Below are 17,708 nucleotides of genomic sequence, written 5' to 3'. Positions count from 1 at the left end.
GCCTAGCTAACAAATCCGGGCGATTGTAAGCGATAGTTGCAAGTGATTCAAGGCTTTAGACGCGACAAAAACCTGCGTAAAACGACGCCTCATCATGTGAAAAAACACGCGATTCGACGACGTACGATGACAGTTGTAAGGTCGCTTTTTTGCGCCGGTATTTCTTGCTCGAAAAAATCCGGCGACGAGGAAATGACAAGGAAACGAGGCCCGATGCGGATGCCGGCGGGACGGCTCGAACGCCATCCGGAATCCACGCCGTGACGCGGCCCCGGGCTCACGCCAAGCACGAAGCGCCGAGCAGGAAAAACCTGTGACCACCCCGCGGCACCGGATGCCCGAAATCGGGGCCGACGCCGACGCGTCGAATCATCCAATCAGTTGTCATGCCACCACAGGCGATCGACTGTGAATTGCCGGACTTATCAACAGCCCCGCAACCAGCGCGAATACTGTGCACCCGCCCCGCCACCCGAATCGCACGGCTGTGCCGCACGCAGCCGCGTCACTCAACCGTGAACGAGCAGCCACGCGCCGACCGCCGCACTGGCGAGTGCGAACGGAATCGAAACCAGATGGAACGGCAGCCACATGCGCGGCTCCTTCGCGAGACGCACCGCGATCAGGTTCGCAAGCGAGCCGATCGCGAAACCGAAGCCGCCGACCGATACGCCGAACGCGAGCGCACGCCAGTCGTGCGTGAATTCCGACAGCAGGATCGCGGCCGGTACATTGCTGATGACCTGTGACAACAGCGCGCCGGCCGCGTAGACGCGCAGCGGCGAATCGAGTTGCGCATTCGCAATCGTGTCGTGCACGACGGGCAGCGCAGCCGCGGTACGCAGCACGACGAACATCAGTACGAAGATCAGCAGCAGCAGCCAGTCGATCTTCAGGACTGCGTCGCGTTTGACGGCGAGCAGCACGATGGCGACACCGACGAGACCGGGCAGCGGATGATGCGCATCGGCGAGCAGCACGAACGCGGCGAACAGCACCGCCGCGATCAGCGCGTGCATGCGTTGCACGGGCAGCGCTGTGACATCGCCGGACAAGTCGAGCGGCTTTGCGCGAAACGCGCATGCGGTCAGCACGAGCAGCAGCGCCATCAGCGCGATCGCGAGCGGCCCGAGCGTGACCACGAAGCGGCCGAACGACGCACCGCTCAATTGCCACAGGAAAAGATTCTGGGGATTGCCGAGCGGCGTCGCGACGGACCCCGCGTTGACCGCCAGCGCAACGACGATCACGAGCCGCCGGAACGGCAGTGGCGTCAGCGCACGCAGCGAGACCATCAACGGCACGACGACGAACAGCGCGACGTCGTTGGTGAGCCACATCGACAACAACGCGGCGAACCCTACGAGCAACAACGCGAGCCCGCGTTCGGAATGCACGTGATGCACGATGCGGTGTGCGAGCCACATCAGGCAGCCGGACAACTCGAGCGCCTTGGTCAGCATCAGCAGGCCCGCCAGCGTCGCGACCGTCTGCCAGTCGACGCGACCGGCCAACACGGAAAATGGTTGCGGACGCACCCATTGCAGCACGATCAGGCCAAGTACGAGCACCGACAGCACCGGCTCCTGCGCAAGCCATCCCAGCCACCGGCGCGGCGTCGGCGCGCCCGTCTTCTCCATCGGCACCGCGTTACTCTTCGGTCGCGACGTTGCCGCGCAGCCGCACGAGAATGCCCTCGAGCGCGTCGAGGTTGCCGAAGTCGATCGTGACCTGCCCTCGTCCTCGGCGGCCGAGCTTGATCTTCACCGTCGACGCGAGCAGGTCGGACAACTCCTCCTCGAGACGGCGCGTATCGCGCCCGCCGTCGTCCTTCGCGCGCGCCTTCACGGCCGGCGCTTCCTTCGTCGTGTGCGTGACGAGCTTCTCGGTCTCCCGCACCGACATGCGCTTGTTGACGACCTGATGGGCGAGCGTGATCTGCGTGGCCGCATCGACGGCGAGCAGCGCGCGCGCATGCCCCATGTCGAGATCACCGGCCAGCAGCATCGTCTGCACCGGCGAAGCCAGGTTCAGCAGGCGCAGCAGGTTCGACACCGCGCTGCGCGAACGGCCGACCGATTCGGCCGCCTGTTCGTGCGTGAAACCGAACTCGTCGAGCAGGCGCTGGATACCGTGCGCCTCTTCGAGCGGGTTCAGATCCTCGCGCTGGATGTTCTCGATCAGCGCCATCGCCGCGGCGGCCTGGTCGGACACATCCTTCACGAGCACCGGCACTTCATCGAGGCCCGCCAGGCGTGCCGCGCGGAAACGGCGCTCGCCCGCGATGATCTCGTATTTGTCTGACGAAATGGGCCGTACCAGGATCGGCTGCATCACGCCCTGTGCGCGAATGCTCGCCGCGAGCTCCTGCAGGCTGCCTTCGTCCATCCGCGTCCGCGGCTGGTACTTGCCGGCCTGCAGCTTGCCGAGCGCGAGCGTGTTCGGTGCCCCTTCGATCTTCACCGCTTCGGTGATATCGGCACTGCCGCCGAGCAGCGCTTCGAGGCCACGTCCCAAGCCCTTCTTCTTTGGTACCGCGTTCATGTCTTTCTTCCTCGCTTCGCTCATGTCCGGATCACGACACCTCGAACGCGCGAACGCGGTCGATCATCTCGGCACCGAACTGGAGATACGCTTGCGCACCGCGCGAGCTGCGGTCGAACACGACGCCCGGCAGCCCGTAACTCGGCGCTTCCGCCAGGCGCACGTTGCGCGGAATCACCGCGTCGAACACCTTGTCGCCGAAGTGCGCTTTCAGTTGATCGGAGACTTGCTGCTGCAGCGTGATGCGCGGATCGAACATCACACGCAGCAAGCCGATGATCTTCAGGTCGCGGTTCATGTTCGCGTGAACCTGCTTGATCGTGTTGACGAGGTCCGACAACCCCTCCAGTGCAAAGTATTCGCACTGCATGGGGATCACGACGCCGTGCGCCGCGCACAAGCCGTTCAGCGTCAGCAGCGACAGCGTCGGCGGGCAATCGATCAGCACGAAATCGTAGTCGTCGGCCACGTGCTCGAGCGCGGCCTTCAGCCGGCGCTCGCGGTTGTCGATGCTGATCAGTTCGATCTCGGCACCGGACAGCTCGCGGTTCGCGGGTAGCACGTCGTAGGTGACGCCGTCCGGCCGGATGCGCGCGTCGGTCACCGACACGCCGTCGACCAGCACCTCGTACACGGTCGCTTCGCAAGCAGCCTTGTCGATCCCGCTGCCCATCGTCGCGTTACCCTGAGGGTCGAGATCGATCAGCAGGACTCGTTGCTCCTGCGCTGCAAGGCTTGCGGCGAGATTGACCGATGTCGTCGTCTTGCCGACGCCCCCCTTCTGGTTCGCAACGCAGAAGATCTTTGCCATCGTTGGTGTGTTCCCTTTACCTTCAAACAAACGGCGCGCCATCGCGCGCCGGCCCTTCAATTCGCTTCGTCGACGGCCACTTCGATCAGATGCCGTTCGGCATCGAGCAACGGCACCGCCAGCCGTATCGTCTGCTTCACGCGGCTGCCTTCCGGCAACCGCGCAATCTCGTCGTCCGGATGAACGCCCTTCATTGCCCAGATCGATCCGCCCGGCGCAACCAGGTGTCGAGCAAGTTTAACGAAGTCGGACAGATCCGCGAAAGCGCGGGATACGATCATGTCGAATTTTTCCGGCACTTCGACACCCGGCTGCAGCGATTCGACCCGCCCCGTGACCACCGACAGGTTCGCGAGCTTCAGCTCCGCACGCATCTGGGTCTGGAATGCAGACTTCTTCTGCACGATATCGTTCAGCGTGATCTGCCAATCCGGCTCGACGATCGCCAGCACGATACCGGGCAATCCACCACCCGAGCCGACGTCGAGCACGCGGGCTGATGCACGGCCACGCAGATGCGGAACGATGGAAAGCGAATCGAGGATGTGCTGGATCAGCATCTGCTTCGGGTCGCGGATCGCGGTCAGGTTGTAGACCGCGTTCCACTTGCCGAGCAGCGCGACGTAGTCGAGCAGCTGGTTGCGTTGTGTATCCGTCAGCATAAGGTCGAGCGCCGTCGTGCCTTCGACGAGCATCTGTTCCAGTACGTCCCGATTAACCGCCGGCGCGCGACGCGCCGTCATTGTTGCGTCGGGACGGCGCCGTCCCCCTGCTCCGCTGCCGCTTCGGCCGTGCCATTACGGCGGCCCAGGCCGCGACGCTTCAGGTGCACCATCAGCAGCGAAATTGCCGCCGGCGTGACACCCGAGATGCGCGACGCCTGCCCGATCGTTTCCGGTCGGAACTCGTTGAGCTTCTGGCTCACCTCGAACGACAGGCCGCGGACTTCGCGGTAATCGATACCGTCGGGCAGGCGCGTGTTCTCGTTCGCATCGTTGCGTTCGATTTCCGATGCCTGGCGCTCGATGTAGCCCTGATACTTGATGCCGATCTCGACCTGCTCCTTGATCTGCTCGAGCAGCACCGGATCGTCGGCCAGCGGCTCGGCGGGGCCGCACTCGCCGCCCTTCAGTCCGCACACACCGTCGTAGCTGATACCCGGACGGCGCAGCAGTTCGGCGAGGCTGTATTCGTGGTCGATCGCCTTGCCGAGGAGCGCGGTCGCCTCTTCCAGCGGCAACGTCTTCGGCGTGACCCACGTCGACTTCAGGCGTTCGGTTTCACGTGAAACAGCGTCGCGCTTCCGACTGAATGCGTCCCAGCGTGCGTCGTCGACGAGCCCCAGTTCGCGGCCGATCTCGGTCAAGCGCATGTCAGCATTGTCTTCACGCAGGCTGAGGCGATACTCGGCGCGGCTCGTGAACATCCGGTACGGCTCGGCCACACCGCGCGTCACGAGATCGTCGACCAGCACGCCAAGGTAGGCCTGGTCACGGCGCGGGCACCATGCGTCCTTCTCCTGCACGTAGCGGCCAGCGTTGAGACCGGCCAGCAGACCCTGCGCGGCCGCTTCTTCATAGCCCGTCGTCCCGTTGATCTGGCCCGCAAAGAACAGCCCGTTGATCGCCTTCGTTTCGAGCGACGCCTTCAGCGCACGCGGGTCGAAGTAGTCGTACTCGATCGCGTAGCCGGGGCGCAGGATATGCGCGTTCTCGAGGCCGCGCATCGAGTGCACGAGCTCGAGCTGGACGTCGAACGGCAGGCTCGTCGAGATCCCGTTCGGGTAGAACTCGTTGGTCGTCAGCCCCTCCGGTTCCAGGAAGATCTGGTGCGATTCCTTCGAAGCGAACCGGTGAATCTTGTCCTCGATCGACGGGCAATAGCGCGGCCCGACGCCTTCGATCACGCCTGTATACATAGGCGAACGGTCGAGGCCGCCACGAATGATGTCGTGCGTGCGCTCGTTCGTATGCGTGACCCAGCACGGCAGTTGCTGCGGATGCTGCTCCGCACGGCCCAGGAACGAGAAGACGGGGATCGGATCGAGATCGCCCGGCTGCTCATCCAGCTGCGAGAAGTCGATCGAGCGACCATCGATACGCGGCGGCGTACCGGTCTTCAGGCGGCCCTGCGGCAGCTTCAGCTCCTTCAGGCGCGATGACAGCGACACGGCCGCCGGATCGCCCGCACGACCACCCGTATAGTTGTTCAGGCCGACGTGAATCTTGCCGTCGAGGAACGTACCGGCGGTCAGCACGACCGCACGCGCACGGAAGCGGATGCCGATCTGCGTGACGGCGCCCACCACGCGGTCGCCTTCGACCATCAGGTCGTCGACAGCTTGCTGGAACAGCCACAGGTTCGGCTGATTCTCGAGCCGGTGGCGAATCGCGGCCTTGTACAGGATGCGATCGGCCTGCGCACGCGTCGCGCGCACGGCCGGCCCCTTCGACGAATTGAGGATCCGGAACTGAATACCGCTCTCGTCGGTCGCGGCTGCCATTGCGCCGCCCAGCGCATCGACTTCCTTGACCAGATGGCCCTTGCCAATGCCGCCGATCGACGGATTGCAGCTCATCTGCCCAAGCGTTTCGATGTTGTGGGTCAGCAGTAATGTCTTTGCGCCCATGCGGGCGGACGCCAGCGCGGCTTCCGTGCCGGCATGACCGCCACCGACGACGATGACGTCAAATTCTGTGGGAAAAAGCATGGTGGATTCCGTACGCAGGACGGCGCACGAACCTATCTGAGAAATGTATGGGCCGAATTATAGCGGGTTCGCTTTTCACCCGAAGGCCGTCCGAATGGTAGGGTCTGTGCATTTCGGCGATTTTTAAGTGCTCGGCCGCGGAATCCGTGGCGCAGAGCCCGCTCCGGCAACGCTTCCGGCCCGCCGGCGCCACATCGTTGCGCCTGTGCAAAAAAATTCGCTTGCCGGGAAATTTCACGTGGAACACATACCCGTTCGATGCCTGTGCCCCGCACGGCAACCTGGACGGAACACCCTGTGCGACCGCACCCACCCTCTCCCTCACAGAATTTCAGACAGTTCGCCCGACACTTATCCCCTGTGACCCGGCACAACATCCCCAGTGTGCGGAACAGGCGACAGCCACCGGCGAACGATGCTCCGGATCGTCGTCCGCGCTGCACAGAGCTTCCGATTGTTTCCCTTGCACTTATCCCCCGGCCGCTAGCCGTCGCGTGTCGGGGTCGCATCTCACCCAAAAACAAAAACGGCGTGTTTCACGTGAAACACGCCGCCCGTTTCCCGCCCACCACACCACCGATCAGGCCGTTTTCTTCACTAGCCCGAGGTACGTCTCGATCACGCGTGGATTCTGCGCAAGTTCGGCCGCCGGCCCTTCCAGCGCAAATTCGCCTGTCTCCAGCACATAGCCGTAATCGGAGATCTGCAGTGCAGCCCGTGCGTTCTGCTCGATCAGCAGTGTCGCCACGCCCGTCCCGCGCAACGCGCTGATGATATGAAAAATCTCCTTCACGATCAGCGGCGCCAGCCCGAGGCTCGGCTCGTCGAGCATCAGCAGATCGGGCTTGCCCATCAGTGCGCGTCCCACCGCAAGCATCTGCCGCTCGCCGCCGGATAGCGTGCCGGCCGCCTGCTTGCGGCGCTCCTTCAGCCGCGGAAACAGGGCGAACACATGATCGAGCTGGTCGAGGAAGTTCGCTTCACCGGCCTGCTTGCGCCGATACGCGCCCAATACGAGGTTGTCTTCGACCGTCATCGTGCTGAACAGCTCACGCTTTTCCGGTACGAGGCACATCCCGCGTGCGACGCGCTGTTCGACCGGCAATGCACCGACGTCGTGACCGCGGTACACGATCGCACCCGATGCATGCCCGGTCACCGGCAGCGCGCCCATGATCGCGTTCAGCAGCGTCGATTTGCCGGCGCCGTTCGGGCCGATCACGCTGACGATCTGCCCCGCGCCAACCTTGATCGCCGCGCCGTGCAGCGCCTCCACCTTCCCGTACCGGACCGCCAGCCCGCGCACTTCGAGAATCGGCATCGTCGTGTCCGTCATCACTCCACCCCGCCCAGATACGCCTCCAGCACCGCCGGATCCTGCTGCACGTCTTGCGGCAGTCCTTCCGCGATCCGCGTGCCGAACTCCATCACCACCAAACGGTCGGTGAGATTCATCACGAAATCCATGTCGTGTTCCACGAGCAACACGCTCATGCCTTCCGCCTTCAGCCGCCGCAGCAGATCAGCGAGTTGCTGCTTCTCCTGGTAACGCAGCCCGGCGGCCGGCTCGTCGAGCAGCAGCAGCGTCGGATCGCAGCACAGCGCCCGCGCGATTTCGAGAATCCGCTGCTGCCCCAGCGCGAGGCTGCCCGCTTCGTCGTACATGTGCTTTTCAAGCCCGACGCGGCGAATCTGGCGTGCGGCCTCAGCCAGCAACTGCGCTTCCTCATGTGCATTGAGCCGCGCGACGCTGCGCCACACGCCCGTACGGCCACGCAGGTGCGCACCGATCGCGACGTTCTCGAGCACCGTCATCGCCGGCAACAGCTTCACGTGCTGGAACGTCCGGCCGATGCCGCGGCGGACGATCTGGCGCGATGTGAGCCCGTCGATACGCTCGCCACGGAACGTGATCGTGCCGCCCGTCGGCTTCAGCACACCCGTCACGAGGTTGAACGTGGTCGACTTGCCGGCGCCGTTCGGGCCGATCAGCCCGATGATCTGCCCCGCTTTCACGTCGAAGCTGACGTCGTTGACGGCCACGAGCCCGCCGAACTGCTTGCGCGCATTGTCGACGACGAGCAGCGGCTCGCCGGCCGTCGGCTTCGCGCGCTGCGGCAACGGATCCGCGTGCTCGGGCACATGCGCGCGCGGCCCGCGCGGGAACAGCCTCGCGACGAACGGCCACACGCCCTGGCGCGCGTACTGCAGCAGCAGCACCATCAGCACGCCGAACACGATGATCTCGAAGTTGCCTTCCGAGCCGAGCAGCTTCGGCAGCAGCGTCTGCAGATAGTCCTGCAGCACGGTCAGGATCGCCGCGCCGAGCACCGCGCCCCACACATGCGACACGCCGCCGACCACGGCCATGAACAGGAACTCGATCCCGTGGTTCAGCCCGAACGGCGTCGGGTTCACCGCGCGTTGCAGGTGCGCGTACAGGAAACCCGATACGGCCGCGAGCACGGCCGCATAGACGAAGATCACGACGCGCATCCACGCGGTGTTCACGCCCATCGCCTCGGCCATCACGCCGCCGCCGCGCAGCGCGCGGATCGCACGGCCCGGGCGGCTGTTCAGCAGGTTCTGCACCGACACGATCGCAGCCAGCACGACGGCCCAGATCAGGAAATACAGGCTGCGCCCGCTTCCAAGCTCGATGCCGAACAGGTTCAGCGCCGGAATCCCGTTGATGCCGTCGTACTTGCCGAGCAGTTCGAGGTTGCCGAACAGGTAGAACAGCGCGAGGCCCCACGCGATCGTGCCGAGCGGCAGGAAGTGGCCGGACAGCCGCATCGTGACCGCGCCGAGCACGAGCGCGACGACCGCCGTCAGTACGACACCGACGATCAGCGCGAGCCACGGCGACACGCCGTATCGCGTCGTCAGGAACGCGGTCGCATAGGCGCCGATGCCGACGAACGCGGCCTGCCCGAAGCTCGTCATCCCGCCGACGCCCGTCAGCAGCACGAGCCCGATCGCGACGATCGCGTAGAGGCCGATGTAGTTCAGCAGCGTGATCCAGTATTCGGGCACCTGCAGCGCACCAGGCAGCACCGGCAGCGCGAACAGCACCACGAGAAACACCCAGAAGGTCTTGTTGCGTACCATCGTCTTCATCGTGTCACTCCTCTTCCTCTTCCGCGTGCGGCGTCGCGAAGCTCCGCCACAGCAGCACCGGAATGATCAGCGTGAACACGATCACCTCCTTGTACGCGCTCGCCCAGAACGACGAATACGATTCGAGCACGCCGACGAGCAGCGAGCCGGCGGCCGCGAGCGGATAGCTGACGAGCCCGCCGATGATCGCGCCGACGAAACCCTTCAGGCCGATCAGGAAGCCCGAGTCGTAGTAGATCGTCGTCAGCGGGCCGACGAGGATCCCGGACAGCACGCCGAGCCCCGCCGCGAACGTGAACGCGAGCCGCCCTGCCTCGGTCGTGCCGATGCCGACGAGCCGCGCGCCGAGCCGGTTCACCGACGTCGCGCGCAGCGCCTTGCCGGCGATCGTGCGGCCGAAGTACACGTAGAGCGCACCGATCAGCACGAGTGCCGTCACGACGACCAGGATGCTCTGCACCGACACGGTCATGCTGCCGATCGCGAGCGACGCATCCGAAAACCCGTTGGTGCGCGAACCTTCCGCGCCGAACATCACGAGCCCGAGGCCGACCATCGCGAAGTGGACGGCGACCGACACGATCAGCAGCAGCAGCGTCGTGCCTTCGGCGATCGGCTGGTACACGAGCCGGTAGACGAACGGCCCCATCGGCACGACGATCGCGAGTGTCAGCGCGATCTGCGCGAGCATCGGCAGCGGCTGCGCGGCAAAGCTGCGCGTGATCGCGAACACCGCGAGCGGCAGCAGGACGTAGCGGCTGCCGAGTGTCGCGAGTGTGCGGCCGAGCTGATGGCGACGTTCGCGATGCCGGATCAGGCCGCCGACTTCGAGCAGGAAGCACGCGATGCCCATCACGAACAACAGCCAGCAGGTGGCGGGAAATTTCTGCGCCTGCAACGCGGCAAGCGTCAGCGCACCGTAGGCGACGAATTCGCCCTGGGGAATGAAGATCACTCGCGTGACGGAAAACACCAGCACGAGCGCCAGCGACAGCAATGCATATATGGCGCCGGTCGTGATGCCGTCTTGCGCGAGGATCGCTGCAATCGAGAGATCCATACGTTTCGTGTATCGAGAATGCTGCGGAGAAACGAAAGACGGAAACGGCCGGGGCGCGCGGACGGCAAGACCGGTGCGCAGGCACCCGGCGACGGGCCCCGGCGGTTCCAGGCGGCATGGGCGCGACCCGTCGGGCCGCGCACCCTGCCGACGGCACGCACGGCGCCGTTCGCGCCGCGCACGCCGGTTTCACGTGATGCTTACTCGGCCTGCAGCTTCCACTTGCCGTCGACGATCTGCACCATCACGCGCGCACGCGTATCGAAGCCGTTGTGATCGGTCGGCGTCATGTTGATCACGCCGTGCGACACGGGCAGGTCCTTCACGCTTTCGAGCGACGCGCGCAGCGCTTCGCGGAACGCCTCGGTGCCCGGCTGGCCCTTCTTCAGTGCTTCCGGAATCGCACGCTGCAGCAGCAGCCCCGCATCCCACGCATGGCCGCCGAACGTCGCCAGCGAGCCCGCGCCGTAGGCCTTCTCGTACGCGGCCTTGTACCCGAGCGCCGGCTTCTTCACCGGATTCGAATCGGGCAGCTGGTCGGTCACGAGCACCGGGCCGGCCGGCAGGATCTCGCCTTCGCAGTCCTTGCCGCACACACGCAGGAAGTCGTTGTTCGCGACGCCGTGCGTCTGGTACACCTTGCCCTTGTAGCCGCGCTCCTTCAGCGTCTTCGCCGGCAGCGCCGCCGGCGTGCCCGAGCCGGCGATCAACACCGCATCCGGATTCGAGCCCATCAGCTTCAGCACCTGCCCCATCACCGACGCGTCGGTACGGTTGAAGCGTTCGTTCGACACGACCTTCAGGCCGTTCTTCGCGGCCGCCGCGTTGAACGTGTTGTACCAGCTGTCGCCGTACGCATCGGCGAAGCCGATGAAGCCGACCGTCTTCACGCCGTGCTTCGCCATGTAGCCGGCGATCGCGTCGGCCATCAGCTGGTCGTTCTGCGGCACCTTGAACATCCAGGCGCGCTTCGCATCCATCGGCGAGATGATCTGCGCGCTCGCCGCGAGCGAGATCGTCGGCGTCTTGCCCTGCGACACGGGATCGAGCATCGCGAGCGAGTTCGGCGTGACGGACGAACCGATGATCGCGTCGACATGATCCTCGTCGATCAGCTTGCGCACGTTCTGCACCGCGCGGCTCGTGTCGGATGCGTCGTCGAGCACGATGTACTGCACGCTCTTGCCGGCGATTTCCTTCGGCAGCAGCGCGATCGTGTTCTTTTCCGGAATCCCGAGCGACGCGGCCGGCCCGGTGGCCGACAGCGTCACGCCGATCTTCACCTGCGCCGACGCCGTGGCGGCCGCGCACACGAGGCCCGCGGCAAGCAGAACTTCCATCCATCGATTCATCTTCATTTATGTCGTCTCCAAACGCTGCTCGAAAAAGCCACGGGTCGCTCGGGCGGCTCCCGGTCTCCAAACAAGTTAATAATTTAACTATCTCGCCTTGCCCCGCCTACACTCGTTTTCCCGTGAAACGCCGGCGCCGCCATCGATCCCCGGCGATACCGCACATGCACGCGCCGCAGCGCGTGCCGAAACGGTCGTTCGACCGCCACGATGCGCGGCGGCAATGTCGTCAGGATGAAGGAAACAGAGAAAAGCGGCGCTGTGCGAAACGCGATCGATGCGGGCGCAACGATCGCCGGAAGGTCGGCCGGCCGGGCCTGATACGGCTCCATGCGCGGGCAATGCAGGATCGGAAAAACGGCCGTTCATGCGAATGCGAACGACGCATCGGATGCGAACGCAACGACCGGACAGACCATCGTGCCGGCAAATTGCATCGGAACGCACATGCCGGCCGCAGAGCGGCTCGTGAAAGCCGGGGCATACCGATGCATGTCCGCCCCCGAACGAGCGGCGCCAGCCGCCCCTCCCGCCCCGATCCTTCGTCCCGCGCTTCTCATCCAACCGCACTCCCTCTTCTGCATTTTGCTTGTAGGAGAACTGCCGACCGTTTTCCCGACCGCACGGTCGGCGAAAGCTGAGTGTAACGGACGCTTTTTGCGCACGCCAACCGGGTAAGCCCGGACGGCATGCGCACGGCTGCGCGCCGGCGGCGATCGACCGGCAGGAATGGATGAAATCGGGGGGACGAGATGACGCGCGAGTGACGCGAGGCAGAACACGGGCGCGCGGAACGCAGCGCGGTTCGCCTGCACCATCGATGGAAATTCGTGCACCAAATGAAAAAGCGCTGTTGGATTCCGTCCAACAGCGCTTTAGGGTCCGGGCACTTTGTGCCTCGATTGTCTCCTCGTTCTCCACCTGCAAATTCGTTTCGCGGTGCATCAGAACTAGGGTGAATCTTAAAGAGGCTTAAGCACCACGGCAACTTAGCATTTACCCCTATGGTGCATCGCCGCACGAAAATGGGGCAGCAGCCAGCCGCGCGGTGCCGCCCCGAGCGCGCTGCGACGCGCTTCACGAGCATGCCGGATGGTGCTTCGCATCAACCGGCGGCGACGTGCGCGGCATGCGCTCAGGAGGCCCTGAGCGGCTTGATCCGCGCGACCATCTCGCCGACGATGCCGCGCCGGAAGGCGAGCACGCACACGATGAAGATCAGCCCCGTGACGATCGTCGCCGATTCGCCGAGCGAATGGAACCACGCGACGCCCGTCGCCGATGCGAGCCCTTCGCCGATGTCGCCGAGCCGGTCTTCGAGCGCGACGATCAGCGCCGCGCCGAGCAGCGGCCCGAACAGCGTGCCCATCCCGCCGACGAGCGTCATCAGCACGACCAGGCCCGACATCGTCCAGTACGCGTCCGACAGCGTCTCGAAGCCGAGCACGAGCACCTTCAGCGAGCCGGCCAGTCCCGCGATGCCCGCCGACAGGATGAACGCGAGCAGCTTGAAACGGTCGGTGTCGTAGCCGAGCGAGATCGCGCGCGCCTCGTTCTCCTTGATCGCGACGAGCACCTGGCCGAACGGCGAATGCACGACCCGCACGATGAACGCGCACGCGGCGACGACCACCGCCACCACGACGTAGTACAGCGCGACGTCGTTCGACAGGTCGAGCAGCCCGAACAGGTGGCCGCGCGGCACGCCCTGCAACCCGTCTTCGCCGTGCGTGAACGGCGCCTGCAGGTAGATGAAATAGACCATCTGCGCGAACGCGAGCGTGATCATCGCGAAGTAGATGCCCTGCCGGCGGATCGCGAACAGCCCGACGACGAGCCCGAGCAGCGTCGCGGCAACGGTGCCGACGAGCACCCCGAGTTCCGGCGTGAAGCCGAGCGTCTGCATCGAATAACCGGTCGCATAGCCGGCGGTCGCGAGGAACATCGCATGGCCGAACGACAGCAGCCCCGTATAGCCGATCAGCAGGTTGAATGCGGCCGCGAACAGCGCGAACGTGAGCACCTTCATCACGAACACCGGGTACGCGCCGATGAACGGCGCGGCGAGCAGTGCGGCAAGCAGCACGCCGTAGAGCACTTTTCTCTGCATCATTTTTCCTTGCCGAAGAGGCCCGCCGGGCGGAACAGCAGCACGATCGCCATGATCACGAACACGACGGTAGCCGACGCTTCGGGGTAGAACACGCGCGTGAAACCCTCGATCACGCCGAGCATCAGGCCCGTGACGATCGAGCCGAGGATCGACCCCATCCCGCCGATCACGACCACCGCGAACACGGTGATGATCATCGGCTGGCCCATCAGCGGCGACACCTGGATCACCGGCGCGGCCAGCACGCCCGCGAACGCCGCGAGCGCGACGCCGAAGCCGTAGGTGAGCGTGATCATCATCGGCACGTTCACGCCGAATGCCTCGACGAGCTTCGGGTTCTCGGTGCCCGCGCGCAGGTAGGCGCCGAGGCGCGTCTTCTCGATCACGAACCAGGTCACGAGACACACCGCGAGCGACGCGACGACCACCCATGCACGGTAGTTCGGCAGGAACATGAAGCCGAGGTTGGTGGCGCCGGACAGCTGCGACGGCACGTCGTACGGCTGGCCGGACGAGCCGTAGATCGACCGGAACACGCCTTCGACGACCAGCGTGAGCCCGAACGTGAGCAGCAGCCCGTACAGGTGATCGAGCTTGTACAGCCAGCGCAGCATCGAGCGTTCGATCAGGATCCCGAACGCACCGACGACCAGCGGCGCGATCACGAGCATCGCCCAGTACGGCAGCCCGAAGTACGACAGGCCCATCCACGCGAGCATCGCGCCCAGCATGAACAGCGCGCCGTGCGCGAAGTTGATCACGTTGAGCAGCCCGAAGATCACCGCGAGCCCGAGGCTCAGGATCGCGTAGAACGAGCCGTTGACGAGCCCGAGCAGCAACTGGCTCAGCATCGCCGGCAACGGAATGCCAAAGATTTCCATCGACTTAGCCGTCAGTATGAGTTTCGTTGCGCGCGCAACCTTATAGGGATGCGCACGCGGGCGGCGCAGCGGGGCACATCGCTGCGGCCGCCACCGTGCGGCGCGCAACTCGCGCGCCGCCAAGCCCCGCTTACTTCCACAACGCGCAGCGCGATTCCTGCTTGGTCCCGAACGCCTGTTCGCCCGGAATCGTCGCGAGCACCTTGTAGTAATCCCACGGCTCCTTCGATTCAGCAGGCTTCTTCACTTCCATCAGGTACATGTCGTGGATCATGCTGCCGTCCGTGCGGATGTAGCCCTTCGCGTAGAAGTCGTTGATCTTGATCTTCTTCAGCTCGGCCATCACCTTGTCGGAATCGGTCGTTCCGGCAGCCTGGACCGCCTTCAGGTAGGTCGTCACCGACGAGTAGTCGGCCGCCTGCAGGCTCGACGGCATCTTCTTCATCTTGCCGAAGTAGCGTTGCGCCCACTGGCGCGACGCCGCATCGCGGTTCCAGTACCAGCTGTCGGTCAGCACGAGGCCCTGCGTCGTCTCGAGGCCGAGGCTGTGCACGTCGTCGATGAACATCAGCAGCGCGGCGAGCTTCATCGTCTTCGTGATGCCGAACTCCTTCGCGGCCTTGATCGAATTGATCGTGTCGCCGCCCGCGTTCGCGAGGCCGAGGATCTGCGCCTTCGACGCCTGCGCCTGCAGCAGGAACGACGAGAAATCCGACGCGGACAGCGGGTGACGCACCGCGCCGAGCACCTGCCCGCCGTTCGCCTTCACGACATCCGACGTGTTCTTCTCGAGCGCCTTGCCGAACGCGTAGTCGGCAGTCAGGAAGAACCAGCTCTTGCCGCCCTGCTTCACCACCGCCGAACCGGTGCCCTTCGCGAGCGCCATCGTGTCGTATGCGTAGTGGACCGTGTACGGCGTGCACTGCTCGTTCGTCAGCGTGTCGGCGCCCGCGCCGATGTTGATGTAGACCTTCTTCTTCTCGGCCGCGACCTGGTTCATCGACAGCGCGGTGGCGGAGTTCGTGCCGCCGACCAGCAGGTCGAGCCCGCCGCGGTCCATCCATTCGCGCGCCTTCGACGCGGCGATGTCGGCCTTGTTCTGGTGATCGGCATAGACGACCTCGATCGGCTTGCCGAGCACCTTGCCGCCGAAATCGGCGACCGCCATGCGGATCGCCTCGAGGCCGCCCTGCCCGTCGATGTCCGCGTAAAGCCCCGACATGTCGGTGATGAAGCCGATCTTCACGGTATCCGCGGCCTGCGCGGCGCCGGTGGTGAACGCGGCCGCCGCGAGCGCGAGACAGGCGTGTGCGAGGGTCTTCATTTTCATTGACGTCTCCTGTTGTTCTGATGCGTTGTGGTTGTTCGAAGCCGCCACGGCTAGCGGCGAAAGAGACGGGGCGGCGTCACACCCCGAGCAGGTCGTGCAGGGTCGGCATCTTGCTTTCCAGTTCGGCCGCCTGGAAATGTTCGACGATGCTGCCGTGCTCCATCACGTAGAACCGGTCGGCGAGCGGCGCCGCGAAGCGGAAATTCTGTTCGACCATCACGATCGTGTAGCCGCGCGCCTTCAGCGCGACGATCATCCGCGCCAGCGACTGCACGATTACCGGCGCGAGGCCTTCGGAGATCTCGTCGAGCAGCAGCAGGTTCGCGCCGGTGCGCAGGATCCGCGCGACCGCGAGCATCTGCTGCTCGCCGCCGGACAGCCGCGTGCCCTGGCTCTGCCGGCGCGACGCGAGGTTCGGGAACATCGTGTAGATCTCGTCGATCGACATCGCGTGATCGCGCGGCCCGATCGGCGGCGGCAGCATCAGGTTCTCCTCGCACGAGAGGCTCGAGAAGATCCCGCGCTCCTCCGGGCAGTAGCCGACACCGAAATGCGCGATGCGGTGTGTCGCGAGGCCGATCGTCTCGTTGCCCGCGACCTTGATCGACCCGCTGCGGCGACCCGTGAGGCCCATGATCGCGCGCAGCGTCGTCGTGCGGCCCGCGCCGTTGCGGCCGAGCAGCGTGACGACCTCGCCGCGATGCACCGTCAGGTCGACACCGTGCAATATGTGGGATTCCCCGTACCAGGCCTCCAGGCCCGTGATCTCCAGCGCGGGCGTACCGCTTTCGACGCCGCTCAATTCGCGTTCCTCCCGTTCGCTGTGCTTCATGCGTGCGCCCCCGCGAGCGCCGCGTCGGCGCTGCCCATGTAGGCCTCGATGACGAGCGGATTCTTCGACACTTCCGCATACGAGCCTTCGGCCAGCACCTCGCCGCGTTGCAGGACGGTGATCGTGTCGGAGATGCCCGCGATCACGTTCATGTTGTGCTCGACCATCAGGATGGTGCGGCCGCTCGCGACCTTCTTGATCAGCGCGGTCACGCGATCGACGTCCTCGTGGCCCATCCCTTGCGTGGGCTCGTCGAGCAGCATCAGCTCGGGCTCCATCGCGAGCGTGGTCGCGATCTCCAGCGCGCGCTTGCGGCCGTATGCGAGTTCGACGGTCGGCACCTGCGCGAAATCGGTGAGGCCGACCTGCGTGAGCAGATCCATCGCACGATCGTCGAGCCGCTTGAGCGTGCGTTCGCTGCGCCAGAAATGGAATTCGGTGCCGAGCGCGCGCTGCAGGCCGATGCGCACGTTCTGCAGTGCGGTCAGGTGCGGAAAGACGGCCGAGATCTGGAACGAACGGATGATGCCGCGCCGCGCGACCTGCGCGGGCCGCTCGTCGGTGATGTCGATCCCGTTGAAGACGATCTGGCCGGCCGTCGGCGTCAGGAATTTGGTGAGAAGGTTGAAGCAGGTCGTCTTGCCTGCGCCGTTCGGTCCGATCAACGCATGGATCGCACCGCGACGCACACGCAGGTTCACGCCGTTGACGGCCGTGAAACCCCTGAATTCCTTGGTCAGTCCGCGTGTTTCCAGAATCGTGTCGCCGAGAATCATGTTCCCTTCCATACGAAGTCAGGCGAAGCACCGGGAAGATTCGCGCGAAGCGGCCGCGAAACACGTCAGCGGATGAGCAGGCTGCCCCGGGCGCCGTGTTACGCCTCGAGGGTGGTCTCCCGCGCCGACGCGTATGCACACTGCGCCACATTGTCTCGCCGTTGGTGCAGTGCAATCAT

Annotated in this window: 14 protein-coding genes; all 14 read right to left on the bottom strand. The window is 65.0% G+C overall.

Annotation, left to right across the window (positions count from 1 at the left end; all coding sequences use genetic code 11):
• Positions 1-509: 509 nt before the first annotated feature.
• The 14 genes from APZ15_RS04420 to APZ15_RS04355 all read right to left on the bottom strand — a co-directional run bounded on the left by APZ15_RS04420 (position 510) and on the right by APZ15_RS04355 (position 17,529).
• On the bottom strand, positions 510-1,640 hold the full coding sequence (locus tag APZ15_RS04420) for an SLC13 family permease (RefSeq protein WP_027788712.1): 1,131 nt from the start codon (positions 1,638-1,640) through the stop codon (positions 510-512).
• A gap of 10 nt (positions 1,641-1,650) precedes the next feature.
• Entirely contained in the window at positions 1,651-2,544 is an 894-nt protein-coding gene (locus tag APZ15_RS04415) for a ParB/RepB/Spo0J family partition protein (RefSeq protein WP_027788713.1), read from the bottom strand.
• Positions 2,545-2,575: 31 nt separating this feature from the next.
• A complete protein-coding gene (locus APZ15_RS04410) occupies positions 2,576-3,355 on the bottom strand; it encodes a ParA family protein (RefSeq protein WP_027788714.1) in 780 nt (259 codons plus the stop codon).
• 56 nt (positions 3,356-3,411) lie between these two features.
• Positions 3,412-4,098, bottom strand: a complete 687-nt coding sequence (gene rsmG / locus APZ15_RS04405; protein ID WP_027788715.1) for a 16S rRNA (guanine(527)-N(7))-methyltransferase RsmG — start codon at positions 4,096-4,098, stop codon at positions 3,412-3,414.
• Entirely contained in the window at positions 4,095-6,065 is a 1,971-nt protein-coding gene (gene mnmG / locus APZ15_RS04400; protein ID WP_027788716.1) for a tRNA uridine-5-carboxymethylaminomethyl(34) synthesis enzyme MnmG, read from the bottom strand. The genes rsmG and mnmG overlap by 4 nt, the downstream gene beginning before the upstream one ends.
• 580 nt (positions 6,066-6,645) lie before the next feature.
• Complete coding sequence (locus APZ15_RS04395) at positions 6,646-7,401, bottom strand: ABC transporter ATP-binding protein (RefSeq protein WP_027788717.1); 756 nt, start codon at positions 7,399-7,401, stop codon at positions 6,646-6,648.
• On the bottom strand, positions 7,401-9,185 hold the full coding sequence (locus tag APZ15_RS04390) for a branched-chain amino acid ABC transporter ATP-binding protein/permease (protein WP_049098509.1): 1,785 nt from the start codon (positions 9,183-9,185) through the stop codon (positions 7,401-7,403). The genes APZ15_RS04395 and APZ15_RS04390 overlap by 1 nt, the downstream gene beginning before the upstream one ends.
• Positions 9,186-9,189: 4 nt before the next feature.
• On the bottom strand, positions 9,190-10,245 hold the full coding sequence (locus tag APZ15_RS04385; protein ID WP_027788718.1) for a branched-chain amino acid ABC transporter permease: 1,056 nt from the start codon (positions 10,243-10,245) through the stop codon (positions 9,190-9,192).
• 200 nt (positions 10,246-10,445) lie between these two features.
• Positions 10,446-11,603 carry an ABC transporter substrate-binding protein gene (locus APZ15_RS04380; RefSeq protein ID WP_021160432.1) on the bottom strand — a complete coding sequence of 386 codons (1,158 nt, stop codon included), beginning with the start codon at positions 11,601-11,603 and terminating at the stop codon, positions 10,446-10,448.
• A 1,129-nt stretch (positions 11,604-12,732) separates the two neighbouring features.
• Positions 12,733-13,707, bottom strand: a complete 975-nt coding sequence (locus APZ15_RS04375) for a branched-chain amino acid ABC transporter permease (RefSeq protein ID WP_027788719.1) — start codon at positions 13,705-13,707, stop codon at positions 12,733-12,735.
• Entirely contained in the window at positions 13,707-14,591 is an 885-nt protein-coding gene (locus tag APZ15_RS04370) for a branched-chain amino acid ABC transporter permease (protein WP_021160429.1), read from the bottom strand. The genes APZ15_RS04375 and APZ15_RS04370 overlap by 1 nt, the downstream gene beginning before the upstream one ends.
• Before the next feature lie 130 nt (positions 14,592-14,721).
• Positions 14,722-15,921, bottom strand: a complete 1,200-nt coding sequence (locus tag APZ15_RS04365) for an ABC transporter substrate-binding protein (RefSeq protein ID WP_027788720.1) — start codon at positions 15,919-15,921, stop codon at positions 14,722-14,724.
• A 76-nt stretch (positions 15,922-15,997) separates the two neighbouring features.
• The gene (locus tag APZ15_RS04360) at positions 15,998-16,753 is read right to left on the bottom strand and encodes an ABC transporter ATP-binding protein (protein WP_021160427.1); all 756 of its coding nucleotides are present in this window, start codon (positions 16,751-16,753) and stop codon (positions 15,998-16,000) included.
• On the bottom strand, positions 16,750-17,529 hold the full coding sequence (locus tag APZ15_RS04355; RefSeq protein ID WP_021160426.1) for an ABC transporter ATP-binding protein: 780 nt from the start codon (positions 17,527-17,529) through the stop codon (positions 16,750-16,752). The genes APZ15_RS04360 and APZ15_RS04355 overlap by 4 nt, the downstream gene beginning before the upstream one ends.
• Between the last annotated feature and the right edge of the window lie 179 nt (positions 17,530-17,708).

Origin of the sequence: Burkholderia cepacia ATCC 25416 (assembly GCF_001411495.1) — a bacterium.
GTDB lineage: Bacteria > Pseudomonadota > Gammaproteobacteria > Burkholderiales > Burkholderiaceae > Burkholderia > Burkholderia cepacia.
Note: the sequence above shows the minus strand (reverse complement) of the source record. Positions and strands in the feature narration are given on the sequence as shown.